General features: G+C 63.9%; 18 protein-coding genes. 6 read left to right on the forward strand and 12 right to left on the reverse strand.

Annotated elements, in window-relative coordinates:
- Positions 1–52: 52 nt before the first annotated feature.
- From P3C50_RS16815 to P3C50_RS16835, 5 genes are all read right to left on the reverse strand, one after another.
- Complete coding sequence (locus P3C50_RS16815; RefSeq protein WP_197856781.1) at positions 53–907, reverse strand: ABC transporter permease; 855 nt, start codon at positions 905–907, stop codon at positions 53–55.
- Between the two features lie 133 nt (positions 908–1,040).
- Complete coding sequence (locus P3C50_RS16820; protein WP_275546848.1) at positions 1,041–2,276, reverse strand: ABC transporter permease; 1,236 nt, start codon at positions 2,274–2,276, stop codon at positions 1,041–1,043.
- Between the two features lie 120 nt (positions 2,277–2,396).
- Complete coding sequence (locus P3C50_RS16825; protein WP_275546849.1) at positions 2,397–3,470, reverse strand: ABC transporter substrate-binding protein; 1,074 nt, start codon at positions 3,468–3,470, stop codon at positions 2,397–2,399.
- A gap of 35 nt (positions 3,471–3,505) precedes the next feature.
- The gene (locus P3C50_RS16830) at positions 3,506–4,624 is read right to left on the reverse strand and encodes an ABC transporter ATP-binding protein (RefSeq protein WP_017363138.1); all 1,119 of its coding nucleotides are present in this window, start codon (positions 4,622–4,624) and stop codon (positions 3,506–3,508) included.
- A 269-nt stretch (positions 4,625–4,893) separates the two neighbouring features.
- Positions 4,894–6,093 (reverse strand): class I SAM-dependent rRNA methyltransferase, encoded by a 1,200-nt coding sequence (locus P3C50_RS16835; protein WP_275546850.1) that lies wholly within the window; start codon positions 6,091–6,093, stop codon positions 4,894–4,896.
- Between the two features lie 138 nt (positions 6,094–6,231).
- On the opposite strand from P3C50_RS16835, the gene P3C50_RS16840 reads away from it, so the two are divergent.
- From P3C50_RS16840 to P3C50_RS16860, 5 genes are all read left to right on the forward strand, one after another.
- Positions 6,232–7,098, forward strand: coding sequence for an HDOD domain-containing protein (locus tag P3C50_RS16840; protein ID WP_197856786.1), 867 nt, complete (start codon positions 6,232–6,234; stop codon positions 7,096–7,098).
- Positions 7,099–7,199: 101 nt separating this feature from the next.
- Positions 7,200–8,012 carry a bifunctional DNA-formamidopyrimidine glycosylase/DNA-(apurinic or apyrimidinic site) lyase gene (gene mutM / locus P3C50_RS16845; protein WP_197856787.1) on the forward strand — a complete coding sequence of 271 codons (813 nt, stop codon included), beginning with the start codon at positions 7,200–7,202 and terminating at the stop codon, positions 8,010–8,012.
- A 175-nt stretch (positions 8,013–8,187) separates the two neighbouring features.
- Positions 8,188–8,766 (forward strand): lysophospholipid acyltransferase family protein, encoded by a 579-nt coding sequence (locus tag P3C50_RS16850; RefSeq protein ID WP_275546851.1) that lies wholly within the window; start codon positions 8,188–8,190, stop codon positions 8,764–8,766.
- Positions 8,767–8,842: 76 nt separating this feature from the next.
- Complete coding sequence (locus P3C50_RS16855; RefSeq protein WP_197856789.1) at positions 8,843–9,181, forward strand: multidrug transporter; 339 nt, start codon at positions 8,843–8,845, stop codon at positions 9,179–9,181.
- 93 nt (positions 9,182–9,274) lie between these two features.
- Positions 9,275–11,110 (forward strand): Na/Pi cotransporter family protein, encoded by a 1,836-nt coding sequence (locus P3C50_RS16860; RefSeq protein ID WP_275546852.1) that lies wholly within the window; start codon positions 9,275–9,277, stop codon positions 11,108–11,110.
- A gap of 86 nt (positions 11,111–11,196) precedes the next feature.
- Here P3C50_RS16860 and ggt read toward each other — a convergent pair whose 3' ends face one another.
- The 6 genes from ggt to P3C50_RS16890 form a co-directional block, all read right to left on the reverse strand.
- On the reverse strand, positions 11,197–12,855 hold the full coding sequence (gene ggt / locus P3C50_RS16865; RefSeq protein WP_275546853.1) for a gamma-glutamyltransferase: 1,659 nt from the start codon (positions 12,853–12,855) through the stop codon (positions 11,197–11,199).
- Positions 12,856–12,964: 109 nt separating this feature from the next.
- On the reverse strand, positions 12,965–13,216 hold the full coding sequence (locus P3C50_RS16870) for a YfhL family 4Fe-4S dicluster ferredoxin (protein WP_003464019.1): 252 nt from the start codon (positions 13,214–13,216) through the stop codon (positions 12,965–12,967).
- A 224-nt stretch (positions 13,217–13,440) separates the two neighbouring features.
- The gene (gene coaD / locus P3C50_RS16875; protein ID WP_197856792.1) at positions 13,441–13,923 is read right to left on the reverse strand and encodes a pantetheine-phosphate adenylyltransferase; all 483 of its coding nucleotides are present in this window, start codon (positions 13,921–13,923) and stop codon (positions 13,441–13,443) included.
- Between the two features lie 193 nt (positions 13,924–14,116).
- Positions 14,117–15,709 carry a GMC family oxidoreductase gene (locus tag P3C50_RS16880; RefSeq protein ID WP_275546854.1) on the reverse strand — a complete coding sequence of 531 codons (1,593 nt, stop codon included), beginning with the start codon at positions 15,707–15,709 and terminating at the stop codon, positions 14,117–14,119.
- Positions 15,710–15,867: 158 nt separating this feature from the next.
- Complete coding sequence (locus P3C50_RS16885) at positions 15,868–16,413, reverse strand: twin-arginine translocation pathway signal protein (protein ID WP_275546855.1); 546 nt, start codon at positions 16,411–16,413, stop codon at positions 15,868–15,870.
- A 42-nt stretch (positions 16,414–16,455) separates the two neighbouring features.
- Positions 16,456–17,886, reverse strand: a complete 1,431-nt coding sequence (locus tag P3C50_RS16890; protein ID WP_275546856.1) for a coniferyl aldehyde dehydrogenase — start codon at positions 17,884–17,886, stop codon at positions 16,456–16,458.
- A gap of 367 nt (positions 17,887–18,253) precedes the next feature.
- Between P3C50_RS16890 and P3C50_RS16895 the strand changes: the two genes are divergently transcribed.
- Positions 18,254–18,913, forward strand: coding sequence for a TetR/AcrR family transcriptional regulator (locus P3C50_RS16895; protein WP_275546857.1), 660 nt, complete (start codon positions 18,254–18,256; stop codon positions 18,911–18,913).
- A gap of 222 nt (positions 18,914–19,135) precedes the next feature.
- Here P3C50_RS16895 and P3C50_RS16900 read toward each other — a convergent pair whose 3' ends face one another.
- Positions 19,136–20,119: a hydrolase gene (locus P3C50_RS16900; protein WP_275546858.1), complete on the reverse strand. Its 984-nt coding sequence runs from the start codon at positions 20,117–20,119 to the stop codon at positions 19,136–19,138.
- Between the last annotated feature and the right edge of the window lie 74 nt (positions 20,120–20,193).

A 20,193-nucleotide genomic window follows, 5' to 3' on the forward strand; every position in this document is an offset into this window, starting at 1 on the left:
CGCCAAGGCGGGCGGGGGAAGGCTGATGGTCGCTTGCGCCAGTCGCTGTCGCTCAGTGCGGTAACTCGATCCCGCGCATGCGTTCGGCGCGGCGGCGCAGCAGTTCGAGGGTCACCAGCAGGGCGATGGACACCAGGATCAGCAGGGTGGCGATGGCCAGGATGCTCGGATTGATCTGCTCGCGCAGGCCCGAGAACATCTGCCGCGGGATGGTGCGCTGCTGAGGGCCGGCCATGAACAGGATCACCACCACTTCATCGAACGAGGTGATGAAGGCGAACAGTGCGCCGGAAATCACCCCGGGTCGGATCAGCGGCATGATCACGTCGAAGAACACCCTGATCGGCGTGGCGCCGAGATTCAGCGCGGCGCGCGCCAGGCTGTAGTCGAAGCCTGTGAGCGTGGCCGTCACCGTGATGATGACGAAGGGCGTACCCAGCGCGGCGTGCGCCAGGATCACCCCGAGGTAGCCACCGGCCAGGCCGAGGTTGGAGTAGAAGAAGAACATGCCGGCGGCGGTGATGATCAGTGGCACGATCATCGGCGACAGCAGCAGGGCGGTGATGAAACGGCGAAACGGCATCTCGTCGCGCGCCAGACCTACGGCGGCGCAGGTGCCCAGAATCGTGGCGAGGATGGTGGAGAGGATGCCGATGAAGAAGCTGTTCTTGATCGCCAGGATCCACTTCGGGTCGTCGAGAATCTCCCGGTACCAGCGCAGCGAGTAGGCGTCCGGGTCCAGCGTGAGCATGCCTTCGGTGAAACTGAAGAACGGCTCGGCGTTGAACGACAATGGCACGATCACCAGGATCGGCAGGATCAGGAACAGCAACACCAGCCAGGAGCTGGCCTTGAGCAGCCAGTGTCCGAGGTGGTGCCAGAAGCCATAGTAGGCGGGGATCTTCATGGCGCCGTGCCCGGGGTGAGGTGACGGCTGCTGCCGCCTGTAGCCCGGACGCAGTCCGGGAGCGAGGAGGAGACGGGTTTCACGGATTGCATCCGGACTACGCCGTGTTGCTGCGATGCTGATAAGGCCATGTTCATCCCAACTTGATATTGCTGGCGCCGACGAAACGGTCGTACACCCAGTACAGCAGCAGGATCAGCCCGAGCAGCAGCGAGCCCAGTGCGGCGGCCAGCTCCCAGTTGTTCGAACGCTGCATGTGGAAGGCGATGATGTTGCTGATCATCTGCCCGTCGGTGCCGCCGACCAGTGCCGGGGTGATGTAGTAGCCCACCGATATGATGAACACCAGCAACGCCCCGGCGCTGAGGCCTGGCAGGGTCATCGGGAAGTAGATGCGGGCGAACGCCGGTATCGGTTTGTCGCCCAGGCTGAGCGCGGCGCGCATGTAGCTGGGGTCGATGCCGCGCATCACGCTGTACAGCGGCAGGATCATGAACGGCAGCAGGATGTGGGTCATCGCCACCACGGTGGCGAATGAGGTGTAGAGCATCTCGAAGGGTTGGCTGATGATGCCGATGCCCATGAGGAAGGAGTTGATCACGCCGTTGGTCTGCAGCAGGGCGATCCACGAGGTGGTGCGCACCAGCAGCGAGGTCCAGAACGGCAGCAGCACCAGTACCAGCAGCAGGTTGGCGCGATTCGATGGCAGGCCGGCGAGGTAGTAGGCCAGCGGGTAGCCGAGCAGGGCGCAGAGCAGGGTGATGACCAGCGCCATGTTCAGCGTCTTGGAATAAAGCTGCAGGTAGATCTGTGTGTCCTGGCGCACCTGAATGCCCTCGTCGGGGTGCAGCTCGAGATCCAGTGCGGTCAGGTAGTAGTCGTAGGTGTAGACCTTGCCGGCACGTTCGATGGCGTACCACAGCTCGGGCTTGCTCCAGTTGCGATGGGCGTCGAGCAGGGTTTGCACACCCTGGCTCTGCAGCGCTTGTGCATCCAGACGGCCGATGCGCCGTGCAGTGGATTTGACCACGCTGGACATGCCCGTGTAAGCGCGGTTGAACTCCTCGGACAGCTTGCCGGACAGGCGCTGTTCGTTGAGCCCATGCAGCTCCGTGACGAAGACCTGCAAGGTTGCCTCGTCCGGCATCTGCCGGTGATCGTCCCAGCGTTCGAGTTCGGCCAGGGTCAGGGGAATCAGCTCGGCTACGGTCGGGTGATACACGCTGCGCCACAGCATGGTGCCGATCGGGGCGACGAAGGTGACGAGGATAAACAGCAGCAGCGGCACCACGAACAGAAAGGCGGCGACGCGCTTCTTGCGACGGGCGCTGGCAGCTTGGCCGGCTTCGTGGGTGGTCAGGGATGACAAGGCGTTACTCCGATGGATCCAGCCCAACTGTTCCCCCGGCTCCCGTGGCAGGCGCTTCAGCGGCGACGGTCGCGGCTAAAGCCCCTCCCACAGGTCGGAGGAAACAGGGTGCCGGTGCTTTTACTTCAACAGCCACTCGTTGAACTTCTCGCCCAGCGACTCGCCGTAGTCGGCCCAGAACTCGGAGCCAGCCTGGATGCCCTTGTCCAGATGAGCGGTCGGCAGGTGCGGAGTGGCGTTCTGGTCAGCCAGCGGCATGGACGACTTGCGAGTCGGTCCGTAGGCCACGTCCGGCATGCCGGCCAGTGGTTTGGAGCCGGTGGCGTACTTGATGAACTCCATGGCCAGCTCCTTCTTCTTCGAGCCCTTGACGATGGCCCAGGCATCGAGGTCGTAGACATGGCCGTCCCAGACGATTTCGAAGGGCTTCTTCTCCTGCACTATGGCGTCGTAGAAGCGGCCATTGGCCGACTGCACCAGCACTGCACCGCCGTCGTTGAGCAGTTGTGGCGCTTGCGACCAGGAGTCGAACCAGACGATGTCCTTCTTGATGCTGTCCAGCTTGTCGAAGGCGCGCTGCTGGCCTTCCGGTGTGGCCAGCACTTCGTAGACTTCCTCCGGGGCTACGCCGTCGGCCATCAGTGCCCACTCCATGTTCACCTGCGGGCGCTTGCGCATGGCGCGCTTGCCGGGGATCTTGGCGGTGTCGAAGAAGTCGCCGATGCTGGTGGCCTTGGTGCCGCCGATGGTGGTGTCGTTGAAGGCGAACACCACGGACCAGACGATATTGCCCACCGCGCACTCGCTGGCCAGCGCTTCGGGAATGAAGTCCTGAGCCGCCGCAGTGCCGTCGATGCCGGCCGGCAACACGCTGTGATCGAGGGTTTCCAGCAGGCCTTCGGAGCAGGCGCGCTCGAGGTCGATCACTTCGAAGTCGACCACGTCCCACTGGATGTTGCCCGACTCGACCTGGGCCTTGATCTCGGCAACGCCACCCGAATAGTCCTCGAACAGCACCTTGACGCCGGTTTCCTTCTGGTAGGGGTCGATGACGTGCTTCTTCTGCGCGGCGCCGTAGGAGCCGCCCCAGGACACCACGGTGAGACTGTCCTGGGCCGTGGCGTTGCCTGCAGTGAAACCCAATGCCGCCAACAGGGCGAAGGTGGAAACGCTGGTAGTCAGTGATCTAGCCATTGCTGTGCTCCATTTGCTTCTACTAGTTGTGGTGGTCAGAGCGTCGTCGGCACTTCCGATCGGTCCAGGGCCTGGCTGTCTTCCGGCAGCCAGGTGAGGGCGATCTCTTCCTGAGCGCTGAGTTGCGGGGCTGAACTGTCGTTCAGATTCTTCACCACCAGTTCACTGCCGCTGGCAGTCTCGAAGTGGTAGCGGATGTATTCGCCGACGTAGTGGCGGGTGACGAACCGGGCCTTGACCTGGTTGCCGCTGTCGCCGAGGCGGGTGGTGAAATTGAGCTTTTCCGGACGCACCGACACCGTGGTGGCCTGGCCGACTTCGCAGCAGTTGGCCTTCAGCGTGCTGACCAGGCCGCCATCGTCGAGACGTACCTGCACGCGGTCCGTTTCGACCGTCTCGATCACCCCTTCGAGCTTGTTGCTCTCGCCGATGAAGTCGGCGACGAACAGGTTGGCCGGGCGCTCGTAGAGCACGTGTGGCGCGGCGCATTGCTGCACCACGCCGTTGTTGAACACGGCGATGCGGTCGCTCATGGTCAGCGCTTCGGTCTGGTCATGGGTCACGTAGATCACGGTGAAGCCGAGCTGCTCGTGCAGGCGCTTGATCTCGAACTGCATCTGCTCGCGCAGCTTCTTGTCCAGCGCGCCGAGTGGTTCGTCCATCAGCACGATGTCCGGGGCGAAGATCAGCGCTCGGGCCAGGGCCACGCGCTGGCGCTGGCCGCCGGAGAGCTGACCGGGATAGCGTCCGCCGAACGCCTGCAGTTCGACCAGGGCGAGGTACTGCTCGACCTTGGCGCGAATCTCGTCCTTGGGCAGCTTGCGGATCTTCAGCGGGTAGGCGAGGTTCTCGCGGATGGTCATGTGCGGGAACAGCGCGTACTGCTGAAAGACCATGCCGATGTTGCGGTCGTACGGCGCGATGCTGGTGACGTTGCGGCCGTTGATCAGAATCTCGCCGCTGGTCACGTCTTCGAAGCCGGCGAGCATCATCAGGCAGGTGGTCTTGCCGGAACCGGAAGGGCCGAGCAGGGTGATGAACTCGCCCTTGGCCACGTTGAGGTTGAAGTCCTTGACCACCAGGGTCTTGTGATCGTAGGTCTTCTTGACATTGGTGAATCGCAGGAACGCGTCGTTCCCAGCCTGCGCAGTCATAGTCCTCCCCGCTGTCCGCAATGTGGAGTCAGCTCGTGGCCAAGGCTCCAACTTCTGAGTCGATTCGCCTCCTTCGTGGGCGGCGATCGTTATGGCGATAGGCAAAAGCAATAAGCAAGCCAGATTAAGGCTGGCTGCTTGATAGCGCTCTGCTATGCAGGCTCAAGCCTAGTCGATGCTGGGCGAGATGCGAGGCGGGGTGTGGGAGGAGGTAACAACGAATGGGGGAAGAGGCACCTGCCGACACGCACTCGGCAGGTGCAGCTTGCTCAGCTGTTGGGCAGCAGGCGTACGGTCAGGCTCTTGATGTAGCGGGTTTCGTTGATCGCCGGATGTACCGGGTGATCCGGGCCCTGGGCGCCGCGCTCGAGCAGCTGGATGTTGCGATCCAGATGGCGGGCGCTGGCCAGCAGGATGTTCTGCAGGTTGTCCTCGTCCAGGTGCATGGAGCAACTGGCACTGACCAGGATGCCGTCCTTGTTGAGCAGACGCATGGCGGTTTCGTTGAGGCGGCGGTAGGCGGCCTCGCCGTTCTTGATGTCCTTCTTGCGCTTGATAAAGGCGGGTGGGTCGGCAATTACCACGTCGAAGCGTTCTTCGGCCGCCTTCAGTTCACGCAGGGCGGCGAACACATCGCCCTCGACGCAGGTGACCTTCTCGGCGAAGCCGTTGAGCGTGGCATTGCGCTCCACGCCATCGAGGGCGAAGCCGGAGGCGTCCACGCAGAACACTTCGCTGGCGCCGAACGCCGCCGCCTGCACGCCCCAGCCGCCAATGTAGCTGAACAGATCGAGCACGCGCTTTCCCTTGACGTAGGGCGCCAGGCGCGCGCGGTTCATGCGGTGATCGTAGAACCAGCCGGTCTTCTGCCCTTCGATCACCGGCGCCTCGAACTTCACGCCGTTTTCTTCCAGGGCGACCCACTCCGGCACCTCGCCGTAGGCGGTTTCCACGTAGCGCTCAAGGCCTTCGGCGTCGCGCGCGCTGGAGTCGTTCTTGAACAGGATGCCGCTGGGTTTGCACACCTGGATCAGCGCGGCGAGCACGTCGTCCTTGTGCGCTTCCATGGTGGCCGAGGCCAGCTGCACCACGAGGATGTCGAAGAAACGGTCGACTACCAGGCCCGGCAGCAGGTCGGAGTCGCCGTACACCAGGCGGTAGCAGGGCTTGTCGAACAGGCGCTCGCGCAGGCTCAGGGCGACGTTGAGACGATGCACCAGCAGGGATTTGTCCAGCACGTGCTTGACGTCGCGCGACAGCAGGCGGGCGCAGATCAGGTTGTTCGGGCTCATGGCGACGATGCCCAGCGGCTTGCCGCCGGCCGCTTCGAGGACAGCCTGGTCGCCGGCTTTGAAGCCATGCAGCGGAGTGGCGGCGACATCGATCTCGTTGCTGTACACCCACAGGTGGCCGGCGCGCAGGCGTCGGTCGGCGTTGGCTTTCAGGCGCAGACTGGGCAGGGAAGACATGAGTTCGAGCTCCGCAGGGCAAAGAGCGGGATTATAGCGGTTTGCACGCAGGCCCGGCGGTTACAAAAGTCGACTGCGGGCGTGCCTGAGCTTTGGCTAGACTGTGCGCTAATTCTCACCCTGCCCGATTCCCCCTCCATGACCTACGAACTCACCGCCGAACAGATCCAGCAAGTCCTGCAGGGGATCAGCGTACCGCCGCAACCGCAGATCATGGTCGATCTGCAGATGGAACAGATCATGCCCAACCCCGATCTGCGCAGCATCGCCAAGCTGATCAGTCAGGACCCGGGGCTGTCCGGCGCGCTGCTGAAAATTGTCAACTCGCCGCATTTCGGCCTGGCCAACCGCATCGCTTCGATCCAGCAGGCGGTCAATCTGCTGGGCTGCAACACGGTGATCAACCTGATCAATGCGCAGTCGATCAAGGGCGAACTGACCGACGAAGCGATTCTGGTCCTCAACCGCTTCTGGGACAGTGCCCAGGACGTGGCGATGACCTGCCTGACCCTGGCCAAGCGCCTCGGTTATCACTCGCCGGACGAAGCCTACAGCCTCGGCCTGTTCCACGACTGCGGCATCCCGCTGATGCTCAAACGCTTCCCCAACTACATGCAGGTGCTGGAGGAAGCCTATGCCAGCGCCAGCGACGAGCGCCGCGTGGTCGACACCGAGAACCGTCTGCTGACCACCAACCACGCCGTAGTGGGCTATTTCACCGCGCGCTCGTGGCGCTTGCCGGAGCATCTGTGCGAGGTCATCGCCAACCACCACAATGCCCTGTCGATCTTCAGCGACGATTCCGGACAGGACGCGCAGCTCAAGACGCTGCTGGGCATCCTGAAGATGGCCGAGCACATCTGCGAGACCCATCGTGTGCAGGGCGGTCAGGCCGTCGACATGGAGTGGCAGTACATCGCCCAGCCGATTCTCGAATACGTCGGGCTGTCGGAGTACGACTTCGAGAACCTGCGTGAAAGCATCCGCGACCTGACCGTACTTTGAACCTGGCAGGGCGCTTGCTGCACGTGGGCCTCGGTGCGTGCTACCGCTTTGCGCACCGCTCCTGCTAAGGTGGCGCACCGCCGTTTTTCTGCCGTATCGCCATGCCCGAATTACCTGAAGTCGAAACTACCCGTCGTGGTATTGCCCCCTATCTTGAAGGTCAGCGCGTCAGCCGCGTGATCGTGCGTGAACGCCGTCTGCGCTGGCCGATCCCCGAGGACCTGGACATTCGCCTGTCCGGCCAGCGTATCGAGTGCGTCGAGCGGCGCGCCAAGTACCTGCTGATCAAGGCCGAAGTCGGCAGTCTGATCGGTCATCTGGGCATGTCCGGCAGCCTGCGCCTGGTCGAGTGCGGCCTGGTTGCGGCCAAGCACGAGCATGTGGATATCGAGCTGGAGTCCGGCCTGGCGCTGCGTTATACCGACCCGCGCCGCTTCGGTGCGCTGCTCTGGAGCGAAGACCCGCTGCGCCACGAGCTGCTCAGCAAGCTCGGCCCGGAGCCGCTGGGCGGGCTGTTCGACGGCGAGCGGCTGTTCCAGCTTTCGCGTGGGCGCAGCATGGCGGTCAAGCCGTTCATCATGGACAACGCCGTGGTGGTGGGCGTGGGCAACATCTACGCCACCGAAGCGCTGTTCGCTGCCGGTATCGACCCGCGTCGCGAAGCCGGTTCGATCTCGCGGGCGCGCTACCTGCGCCTGGCCGAGGAGATCAAGCGCATCCTCGCCCATGCCATCGAGCGCGGCGGCACCACGCTGCGCGACTTCGTCGGTGGTGATGGTCAGCCCGGCTACTTTCAGCAGGAGCTGTTCGCCTACGGGCGCGGCGGCGAGTTCTGCAAGGTTTGTGGCAGCACGCTGCGAGAGGTCAAGTTAGGGCAGCGGGCGAGTGTGTACTGTCCCAAGTGCCAACGCTGAGAAAACCTATCGATCTGCTGCGCGTCGGCCCTACTGCGTTAAAAACAGGCTCGGAATGCTCATGTACAAAAGTACACTCCGCTTCCTCGCCTGTGTTTGCCTTGTATGGCTCTAGCTCGCAAGCTCGTAAAACACGTTCTGGTAAGAAAAAAACAAGAAATACCGAGGTTGATCGATGTCCGGTAACTACTTGCCGCGCAATCCTGTGGCCCAATGGCTGGGGCGCAGCGTACTGAGGGTGATGGGCTGGCGGATCGAGGGCGAACTGCCGAAGCTCGACAAGTTCGTCGCCATCGGCGCTCACCATACGTCAAACTGGGACTTCGTGATCTTCATCGCGCTGAAGTTCGTGCTGCGCCTCAATGCCCGCTGGTTCGGCAAGCACAGCATCTTTCGCTGGCCCTTCGGCGGCCTCATGCGCGGTTGGGGCGGCATTCCGATCCGTCGGAACCTGAAGCTCAACACCGTCGAGCAGGCGGTGCAGGCCTTTCGCGAACACGACCAGTTCATCCTGGTGCTGTCGCCCGAAGGCACGCGCAAGAAGGTCGAGCGCTGGAAGATGGGTTTCTACCATATCGCTCTGGGCGCGGGCGTGCCCATCGTGCTGGGTGCGCTGGACTACCAGAACCGGCGCGTGGTGATCGGCCCGACCTTTCAGCCGACGGGTGACGAAAAATCCGATCTGGCTGCCATGCTGGCGTTCTTTCGCCCTTATGTGCCGAAAAAGCCGGAGTACGCCTTTCATGGCGATTGATGTCCATCACGCTGACAATTACCAATGCGCTGTTATAGTTACTGGCACTTTCCCGAATAACCTGAAGGATCGATCCATGAAAGCGTTCCGCACCTCCGCTGCTGTCCTGGCGCTGACCTCTGGCCTGCTGGCGCTATCGGCGCAGGCGGAAGTGGTTCAGCAGAACGTCAGCGGCGATCCGCTCTATACCGTAGAAGCGCCCAAGGGCTATGCCATGATCGGTGACCTGGTCATCGCTCGCCCGCTACTGATCGGCGCCACCGCCATCGGCGCTGCGGCCTTTATCGTCAGCCTGCCGTTCACCGCCCTGGGCGGCAATGTCGGCGAGGCGGCGCAGTCGCTCGTGGTCGAGCCTGGCAAAGAAGCCTTCGTGCGCTGCCTGGGCTGCACCAGCAGCGGCTACAAGCAAGACTGATTCGCTGCAACCCGCTGTCGCGGCCTCTCGCCTCTTTATCGAGGCGAGGGGCCGTTTACGTTTGAACGCCGAGAAAAGGAAGGAACGGTGATAATGAAGTCCTTGCGCTGGGTGATGCTGTCGCTGGTGATAGCGGGGCTGATCGCCTCGTTCTGGTTCAGCCAGGGCTGGCTGCAACTCTGCGCCGGCCTGGCGATCTTCCTGTTCGGCATGCAGTGCCTGGAAGAGGGCTTGCGCCAGTTGGCGGGCAGCAAGCTGGAACAGTTGCTCGGGCGCAGCACCGCGACGCCGTTCAAGAGTCTGTTGTTCGGTGTCGGCGGCACCTTGCTGCTGCAATCGAGCACGCTGGTGTCGCTGCTGACCATCGCCTTCATCAGCACCGGGTTGATCCAGCTGGCCGGCGGTATCGCCATCCTCTTCGGCGCCAATCTCGGTGCCACCAGCGGTATCTGGCTGCTGGCGATGGCCGGGCAGAACCTCAGCCTGAGCCCGCTGGCGCTGCCACTGCTGGTTTTCGGTGTGCTGGCCGGCTTCTTCGGCGCCAAGAGCAAGGCGGCCGGGCGCATCGTGCTGGGCATCGCCTTCATCTTTCTCGGCATCGACCAGATCAAGGAGGGCTTCGCCAGTTTCGGCGATGGCCTGGACATGACCGGCCTGCAGGAAGGCGGACTGCGCGGGGCGCTGTTGTTCACCGCCATCGGCATGGCCATCACCGTGGTGCTGCAATCGAGTCACGCCACGCTGATGCTGACCCTGGCCGCGCTGGCCAGCGGCCAACTGGAGCTGGGGCAGAGCCTGGCCATCGCCATTGGCTCGAATGTCGGCAGCAGCGTGACCACAGCCTTCGTCGGTTCGCTCGGCGGCAATCGCAGCGGCCAGCGCCTGGCGCTGGCTCATGTGCTGTTCAACATCACCACCGGCACCCTCGCCTTCTGCCTGCTCGGCCCGCTGACCTGGCTGGTACATGCGCTGGCCGAGCCCTTGGGGCTGGGCGACAACAGCCTGATCCAACTGGCGATGTTCCATACCCTGTTCAATGCCATGGGCGTGGCGCTGTTCTGGCCGCTGCAGGGGCGCCTGGCGCAATACCTGATCCGCTGGCTGCCGGAGCGTGTCGAGCCGCCGGTGCTGATCACCGAGCTGGCGCCCGAGCAGGTCGCCGAGCCCGAGCGCACCCGCGCGCGCTACCTCAACGAACGCGCGCTGGACTCGGTGGACGCCGCATCCGGTGCGGTGGTGCAGGAGCTTGGGCACCTTGGCCGCCTGAGCCTGGAGGTGATCTGCCACGCGCTCTATCTGCCGGTGGACCAGCTGGCGCGTACCCAGGCCGACGATAGACTGCTGCAGGCCAAGCCTACGCACGGCGGCTTCGATGCGCAGCACCTGTACCAGCTTCATATCAAGGGGGTGTATGGCGACCTGCTGAGTTTCATGGGCCGCATGGAGCTGCCCATGGACGAAGCGCACCAGCAGTTCTGGGTCAGTTGCCAGCTGGCAGCGCTGCAATTGGTGGACGCGGTCAAGGATGCCAAGCACCTGCAGAAGAACCTCGGCCACTACCTCGACGCGCCGCCCTCGGCCGTGCGGGATGCCTATGTGGAGCTGCGTCGTCATATGCTCGTCACGCTGCATGAGGTGCGTGAGCTGGCGCGCTCGGAGATGCCCGAGGAAATGTGGCAATCGCGCCTGCGCTGGCTCGACGAGCAGGCGGCGAGCTTCGACGGGCAGTTCCGCCAGCGTCTGTTTGCCGATGTGCGCAGCGGGCGGCTCGATGGCCTGCAGACCAGCTCGCTGATGAATGACCTGGGCTATGTCAGCCGCATCTTCCAGAGCCTGCGCAACGTACTGATGCTGGGCAGCGAGCAGGCGCTGTTCCGTGAGTTGCGCAAGTTCGGCGAGGAGCAGGAGAGTCTGATCAGACTCTCCTGACCCAAGACGTAGCCCGGATGAAATCCAGGCTTTGCTCGGTTTTCCCGGATTTCATCCGGGCTACGGCCACATTCGGTCGATGCACCTCAAGGAATCGCCTCGCCAATCCCGCGCGGGTCGCTGGCCGCCTGCACTTCACCGCTGACCTTGTCCCAGAACAATACCTGCTGATTACCGTACTGCCGGTCGAGGCGCTTGAGTTCATAGCCACGTCGCTGCAGCTCGGCGGCCTGCTCGTCGCTGAAGGTATCCGGCTCATGCTCGATCACATCCGGCATGAACTGGTGGTGGTAGCGCGCTACGGCCGGCCAGCGCGCGATGGGCTGGTCGTCCAGGTATTCGAGCATCGACAGCAGCACCATGCTCGGAATACGGCTGCCGCCTGGCGTACCGAAGGCGGCGAACTCGTCGCTGCTCTCGATGAAACTCGGGCTCATCGACGACAGCGGGCGTTTGCCCCCGGCAATGGCGTTGGCCTGGCTGCCCGCCAGGCCATAGGCGTTGGCGCCCTGCACGTCGGCGGCGAAGTCGTCCATCTCGTCATTGAGCAGCACGCCGGTGCCGGGCACGGTGAAAGCGGCGCCGAACGGCAGGTTGATCGACAGCGTGGCAGCCACTGCATTGCCCTCGGCATCGAGCACGGCGAAATGCGTGGTGTGGTCGCCCTCATGCCAGGTGCCGGCAGGCGGCAGGCTGGCGCTGGGCGTGGCCTTCTCGGGCTCTATGCTGCCGGCGAGCACGGCCAGGTGTCCGGGCGAGAACAGTTGCTCCACGGGATTCTTGACGAAGTCCGGGTCGCCCAGCAGGCCGCGATCTCGGTAGGCGCGGCGCAGCGCCTCGACCACGTAGTGCACGCGCTGCATCGGTTCGGCGTCGCGCCAGGGTAGTTGTTCGAGCATCGCTAGGCTCTGCGCCAGCGCAATACCGCCGGCCGAGGGCGGCGGTGCGCTGATCAGCTCGCGGCCATCTTCGAGGCGAAAACGCAGCGGTTCGCGGCGGACGATGCGGTATTCGCGCAGGTCATCCAGGGTCCAGATGCCACCGGCGTGGCGTACGCCAGTTACCAGGCGCTCTGCCACCGGCCCTGTGTAGAAGCCGGCACGGCCATGCTCGGCCAGTGACTGCAGGGTGGCGGCCAGCTCCGGCTGGCGCAGCGAATGGCCCTCGCCGGGTATTTCGCCCTGGTCGAGAAACAGCCTGGCGCTCTCGGCATCGTCGCGCAGTGCCGCCAGGCGCCAGGTCGCGCGTTCGCGGTAGACGCGGTCCACCGCAAAGCCCTCGTTGGCCAGGCGAATCGCCGGGGCCAGGCTGGTTTTCAGCGGTAGGCGACCGTGATGCTCGGCCAGTTCGACCAATGCTGCCGGCAGCCCGGGAATGGCAGCAGCCAGCGCGCCATTGAGCGACAGCTCGCGTTGTACCTTGCCGTCGCGGACGTAGAGATCCGGCTTGGCCTCCAGTGGCGCGCGCTCACGGGCGTCGAGGAAGTCGTAGCCGGGGGCGTCGCCAGCGCTGCGCAGGAGGAAGAAGCCACCGCCACCCAGGCCCGAGCCGTAGGGCTCGACCACGGCCAGGGCTGCACTGGCGGCAATGGCGGCATCGAAGGCATTACCGCCAGCGTCGAGCATCTGCTGGGCGGCGGCAGTGGCCGCAGGGTGGGCGGTGGCAATGGCGGGTTGCTGCGGGGCGGCCTGAGCCAACAGGCTGGCGCCGAGCAGCAGGGTCGATAGCAGGAGTTTGCGCAACATGCGATCTACCAGAGGGCGGCTGAAGGAAGCTTGAAGCTTAACAGCCTCGCTCGGGCGAGGGGGCACAACGGGCGCGGAGAAAGTGGGAGGTCGCTAGCCCTCGAAAGTGTCAGGCCTTGCCGGTGATGATGCGGTACTTGTGCATCAGTTCATCCTTGCTCTCCACGTTGTTCTCGTCGAGCGGGATGCAGTCGACCGGGCAGACCTGCTGGCATTGCGGCTCATCGTAGTGGCCGACGCATTCGGTGCACAGGTTGGGATCGATCACGTAGATCTCCTCACCCTGGGAAATGGCGCCGTTGGGGCACTCGGGTTCGCAGACGTCGCAGTTGATGCAATCGTCGGTAATGATCAGGGACATGAAAAACAACTCCCGTCGAAGCTGGGCCACGACATTGGCAGGCGACAATGGGGCAATTGTGCCGGATTGGTACGCCATGTGCCATTAGCCCGGTCGGTTAGGCGCCTTGCTCCCTCTCCCGTTTGCGGGAAAAGGGCAGGGGAGAGGGTAGGGAATCGTGGCGCCGCTTTTATCCTCTCCCAAGAGCGGGAGAGGGTCATCAGTCGACCGTGAACGGCCGGCTTTTAATGCTTGCGCAAGCGCTCGTGGAGCGCATCGGCGACGGCCGGGTGCACGAACTTGGAAATGTCGCCACCCAGCGCGGCGATTTCGCGCACCAGGGTCGAGGAAATGAAGGAATACTTCTCCGACGGTGTGAGGAACAGGCTCTCGACGTCCGGCGCAAGCTGGCGGTTCATGTTGGCCAGCTGAAATTCGTACTCGAAGTCCGATACCGCGCGCAGGCCGCGCAGGAACACGTTGGCGTTCTGCTCCTTGACGAAGTGCGCCAGCAGCGAGGAGAAACCCACCACTTCAACGTTGGGCAGGTGCTTGGTTACCTCGCGGGCCAGCTCGACGCGTTGTTCCAGCGGGAACAGCGGGTTCTTCTTGGGGCTGGCGGCAACGGCGATGATGACGTGATCGAAGAGCCGCGCGGCGCGTTCGACCAGATCGCCATGGCCTTTGGTGATGGGGTCGAAGGTACCCGGGTACAACACTCGATTCATCGCTTCGTCCTGTTCGAGGCGGCAAGAGTCGCGGATGGTAGCGCAGCGTTTCCCTTGCGGCCAAGCGTGACGAAAGGCTCGGTTGCCGTGTGTGCCTGAGTGCCTGGCATTCAATGGGCTGTAGAGGATGCAGATGTGGGCGATTACCGAGCAGGGCACAGCCTGCGCCAGGCAGGGCCGTGCGCTGCACTGCTCAGGCCTTCAATCGTTCGCCCAGCAGGGTTGCCAGTTTCGCGGTCAGCCCATAGATCGAAAGTTGCGGGTTGGCGCCGATGCTGGTGGGGAACAGCGAGCCGTCGTGGACCGACAGGTTCTCCAGCTGGTGATGCCGGCCGAGGCTGTCGACCACTGCCTGCTGCGGGTCTTCGCCCATGGCGCAGCCGCCCATCACGTGAGCGCTGCCCAGGCGGGTGCGGTACAGCGCCAGGTCGAGGTTGTCGATCAGGTCCCGGGCTTGCTTCCAGGTTGCCACGTAGCCGGCATCGGCGTGCATCGGCATCACCGCCCTGGCGCCTGCGGCGAACTGGATTTCGGCCATGGTCAGGAAGGCACGGCGCACGCCATCCCAGGTGTAGTCGGTCATCTGGTAGTCGAGTACCGGGCTGCCGTCGTCACGCAGTTCCACACGGCCCTCGGCGCAATCCGGGTGGAAGCCGTCGCGCAGCAGGGCAAGCATCACGTTGGTATGCGGCAGTTGTGCCATGCGCAGGGCGTTCTCGCGGCCAAAATCGCCGAGCAGGGTGGCGGTCAGCGCTGGCTGTAGGGGCGGCACTTCCAGCTTGTAGGAAAGGCGTCCGCCGGTGCCATCGTCCCACTGAAAATGATCCGAGTAGACCGACTGCGGCGCACCGTAGAAGGGGTTGATGACCTGTTCGAACTGCGCCGCGGAGAAGTTCACCAGGTGAAGGTAGGTGCGCCGTCCGACGCGCTGGTGCGGGTCGGGCGCGTTGGAGCGCAGCAGAATGCCGGGGGTGTTGATGCCACCGCCGGCCAGCACGTAGTGCCGCGCCTTGACCCGGATGCGCTTGCCGGTGGGCGCCACGCAGCGTTCGTCCATGCCCAGGCAGTCGATGCCGACCACCTTGTCGCCTTCGATCAGCAGCTTGTCGGCGCGCGCCAGGTAGAGCAGCTCGCCGCCGGCGTCGAGGGTGGCGGGGATGGTGGTGACCAGCATCGACTGCTTGGCGTTGGTCGGGCAGCCCATGCCGCAGTAGCCGAGGTTCCAGCAGCCGCGCACGTTGCGCGGGATCGGCGCCCAGTGATAGCCGAGCTTGTCGCAGCCGCTGCGCAGCACCTCGTTGTTGGCATTCGGTGGCACCGCCCAGGGCGCGACGCCCAGGCGCTGCTCCATCTTCTCGAACCAGGGCGCCATGGACGCGACGTCATGGCCTTTCACGCCATGCACTTCAGCCCAGTGGGCCAGGGTCTGTGGCGGCGTGCGGAAGCTGCTGGTCCAGTTGATCAGCGTCGTGCCGCCCACGGCCCGGCCCTGCAGTATGGTGATGGCGCCATCCTTGCTCATGCGGCCGATACCTTCCTGATAGAGGTTCGGGTAGGCCTCGGCCTCCTGCATCTTGAAGTCGTCGCTGGTCTTCAGCGGGCCTTCCTCGATCAGCAGCACCTTGTAGCCAGCGGCGCTGAGAATCTCCGCCGTGGTGCCACCGCCGGCGCCGCTACCGACGATGGCGACATCGGCTTCCAGCGTCAGGTCGTTTTCCAGGCGCGAGCCGTCGTATGTCTTCCAGCCTTTGGCCAGGCCTTGCTTGAACAAATCGGGTACAGGCATTTCACCTTCTCTTCTTGTCGTCGGGCCGTCTGTAGGGGGCGAGCTCTCGAGCTGGGTGCTTGCCCTGATCGCGGATAAATCCGCTCCTACACCAACAGCCCGTATTCCGTGGGAGCGGCTTCAGCCGCGATGCTCTCCACCCCTGGTAGGGTGGGCCGTCATACGGTGGGCGGCCCCGGATAGCCGCAATGCGCCCAGGCTTCCTGGCAGCTGTACCAGGCCATCATCACCAGTTGCAGCAGCGAGGCGTGGCCCATGCGCAGCAGGCTCAGGCTGCTGTTCTGCCAGCGGCTGAGGAAGTTGCGCACGTCATCGGCGCTGGCGTTGTCCCAACTGCCCCAAACGCCGGTCAGCGGGCCACGGGTAATGGGCAGGGCCAGCACGTCGAACAGTTGTACGGTGAGTTTCAGCATCTCCGGCGACAGGTGGGCGAGGCCGTTGTCGAGACTCTTCAGCGTGCCATCTATCGCCTGCGGCATCTGTTCGGTACTGACGGCGCCATCGAGCATCACCGGGATCAGCGCGCGCAGAAACGGCAGGTCGCTGCTGCGCAGGATCAGATAACCATTGGCCGGCGTGCTGGCCGAGCAGCCGCTGAGCGTCGCGGTCAGCCCGGCAGTGCCGAGCAGCGCCGTGCCCAGCAGGCCGACCTTGAGCAGGCTGCGCCGCGAAAGTTGCGGCGCGTCGAGAGTGGTGTCGTTCATTGTTGTTATCACCAGGCGTAGAGCGGGTGCTGACCGCGTCGATCAACGTACGAACAATTTGTAGATGAGCTTCTGGATCGCCTTGCCGTAAGGCGGGTAGATCAGCCGTGCGGCGTTGAAACGCTGCTTGATGAATACGCCCTTGGCCTTGCTGAAGGTCAGGAAACCTTCGTGACCGTGGTAGTGGCCCATGCCCGACGGGCCGACACCGCCGAACGGCATGTCGTCCTGCGCCACGTGCAGCAGGGTGTCGTTCAGGCACACGCCGCCGGAGTGGGTTTCGTGCAGCACGCGCTGCTGTTCGCCCTTGTCGTAACCGAAGTAGTACAGCGCCAGCGGGCGTGGCCGTGCGTTGACGTAGGCGAAGGCATCTTCCAGGCGGTCGTACGGGACCACCGGCAGCAGCGGGCCGAAGATCTCGTCCTGCATCAGCTTCATGTCGTCGTTGACGTCGAGTACCAGGCTCTGCGGCAGGCGCCGGCCCTGGGCCTCTGGATACAAGGGAACGATGCGCGCGCCCTTGGTCTGCGCGTCCTGCAGGTAGCCGTTGAGGCGGGCCAGCTGGCGCTCGTTGATGATCGCCGTGTAGTCCGGGTTGTCCTTGAGCTGCGGATAGAAACGCTGCACGACGTCGCGATAGGCGCTGACGAAGCCGTCGACGCGATTACGCGGCACCAGCACGTAGTCCGGCGCCACGCAGGTCTGGCCGGCGTTGAGGGTCTTGCCGAAGGCGATGCGCTCGGCGGCGTGCTCCAGCGGCACGTCGGCCGAGACGATGGCTGGCGACTTGCCGCCCAGTTCCAGTGTTACCGGGGTCAGGTTCTCCGCGGCGGCGCGCATCACGTGCTTGCCGATGCTGGTGGCGCCAGTGAACAGCAAATGGTCGAACGGCAGCTTGGAGAAGGCCATGCCGACTTCCGCCTCGCCCAGGGCGACGCTGACCAGGTCCTCGGGGAAGATGCGCGCCAGCAGGTCCTTGACCAGTTGCGAGGTGGCCGGGGTGGATTCGCTCATCTTGATCATCACCCGGTTGCCGGCGGCCAGCGCACCGGTCAGCGGGCCGACGGCGAGAAACAGCGGGTAGTTCCACGGCACGATGATGCCGACCACGCCCAGCGGCTGGTAGATGACCTTGGCTGAAGCGGGCATGAACTGCATGCCGACGCTACGCCGTGAAGGCTTCATCCACTTTCTGATGCGTTTGCTCGCGTAATGGATGCCATGCAGGCTGGGCATCAGTTCGGCGAGCAGGGTCTCGTCCACCGAGCGGTTGCTGAAGTCCTGAGAAATCGCCTCGATCAGCGCATCCTGCTGTTCGTCCAGCAACTCCTTGAGGGACTTCAACCACTGAATGCGTTGCTCGGCCGACGGCATCGGGTTGGCGGCAAAGGCGGAGCGCTGCAGGGCGAAGGTGGCGTCCAGCTGGCTGATCTGCTGTTGGCTGTGCTGCAAATAGGCGATGTCGGCGACCATTGGTTTCTCCTCGACGTTCCAGCGGGCAGGCTGTTGAAAAACTATCTGCGTTGTCATCGCTGCGTTAAAAACAGGCTCAAAATGCTCATTTACAACTTGTAAACTCCGCTTTTTCGCCTGTTTTTGCCTTGCGCTGACTGCCTCGCCGACGTTTTTAAACAGCCTGCTGGAGGCGGCTATAAGCCGCGATTAGGCTGAGCTGGATTTTTAGAGCAATTACTCTAATGTGTCAAATAGGTGCCGCGTTTCCGTCCTCGCTGCACCCTAACCAAAGGCCTGCCAGCGCTTTTGCGGCGCATTCGGGGGTAACACTCCGGCTGTTTCGCCTGTACCTTTGCCACTTTTGAAGTCGAGATCGAGCTGCGTCATGGCGCCACCCAAGACCCGCGACCGCATCGTTGCCGAGAGCCTGGCCCTGTTCAACGGCCAGGGCGAACGCAATGTCACCACGAACCACATCGCCGCACATCTGGGCATTTCGCCGGGTAATCTGTATTACCACTTCCGCAACAAGCAGGTGATCATCGCCGAGCTGTTCGCCCAGTACGAAGCGCAGGTCGACAGTTTTCTGCGTCTGCCCGAAGGTCGTGCGCTGACGGTAGAGGACAAGACCTTCTACCTGGAGGCGCTGCTGGCGGCGATGTGGCACTACCGTTTCCTGCATCGCGATCTGGAGCACCTGCTGGAATCCGACGCCGAGTTGGCTGAGCGTTATCAGGCCTTCGCCCGGCGCTGTCTGGTGCACGCGCGGGCCATCTACCAGGGCTTCGTCGATGCCGAGATCCTCAGCATGACGCCGGCGCAGATCGAGGCGCTGACCCTCAACGCCTGGATCATCATGACTTCCTGGGTGCGTTTCCTCTGCACCGCCGGGGCCAGCCCGGACGACCTCAGCCAGGACATGCTGCGCCGCGGCATCTACCAAGTGCTGGCGCTGGAGGGCGGCTATATCGCGCCTTCGACGCGTGCGGCGGTCGAGGCGCTGTACGATCGCCTGCACGTGCCGCTGGAGCAGGTACTGGGGTAAGCGGTTCGGTGTCACCGGATGCTCTGTAGCCCGGATTCATCCGGGGTACGACTTCGCGGGTCGGTAGGAGGGGCTTTTGCCGCGAGCTTTTCGCCGCTGAAGCGCCTCCCACAATCTGCAGCGACTGCCTTGCCCGGTTGCAATCCGCAATGGCCTTTGTCGCGTCTTCCCGGACTTCATCCGGGTTACTTGCCGCCCGCGTAGGAGCGGCTTCAGCCGCGATTATCCGTGGCTCGCCAGCCATTGCGGAATACGCCGCTCCAGGTAATACACTGGCTTGCGCGGGCTGCCTTCGACGAAGCCGACATGCCCGCCCTTGGCGTGCAGTTCGAACTCGGTGCCGGGGGCGAGTTCGCTGGCCTCCGGCAGGCTATGGCGGAAGATGAAGGGGTCGTCCTCCGCCTGGATGATCAGCGTGCGTGTGCGGATTTCACCCAGGTAGAAGCGGCTAGAAGCGCGGCGGTAGTAATCGTGGGCATCGGCGAAACCGTGCAGCGGCGCGGTGATGCGCCCGTCGAAGTCCCAGAAGGTGCGCATGCCGTCCAGCGGGCCGAGGCGCTCCAGTACCGACAGGCGCTCGCTCTGACCCTGTTCGGTGAATAGGCGCTGCTTGTCGTTCACGTAGGCGACCATCTCGCGCATGAAGTGCGCCTGATACACCCGTGAGAAACCCAGGCCGATGCGGTCGGCGCACTGATCCAGACGAAACGGCACCGACACCGCTACCGCGGCTTGCAGCTGGCTCTGCGCGCCGCTTTCACCCAGGTACTTGAGCAGCACGTTGCCGCCCAGCGAATAGCCGACGGCATATAGCGGCGCCATCGGCCGTTGCGCGCGCAGGTGGGCGACAGCCGAGGCCAGATCCTCGCTGGCGCCGGAATGGTAGCCGCGCGGCAGCAGGTTGGGCTCGCCGGAGCAGCCACGCCAGTTCAACGCCACGCTGGCCCAACCGCGTGCGGCCAGGGCCTGCTGCAGGCCGAGCACGTAGAGCGAGCTGGAGCTGCCGGTCAGGCCATGCAGCACCAGCACCAGCGGCGCGTGGGCGTCGTGCGGGCCGTGCCAGTCGAGGTCGAGGAAGTCGCCATCGTCCAGCCACAGCCGTTCGCGCTGGCGCTCGAGCTGCGGCGGCTTGCGGCAGAAGGGCTTCCACAGCGTCTGCAGATGCGGACCGGGGAGCCACCAGGCGGGGCGAAATTCAGTGTTCATGGTGAAGTCGGTCGTCGGCAGTAGACGTAGCCCGGATGCAATCCGGGAATGGTGGCCCTGGATTTCATCCAGGC

Source organism: Pseudomonas sp. Marseille-Q0931 (assembly GCF_940789645.1).
GTDB lineage: Bacteria > Pseudomonadota > Gammaproteobacteria > Pseudomonadales > Pseudomonadaceae > Aquipseudomonas.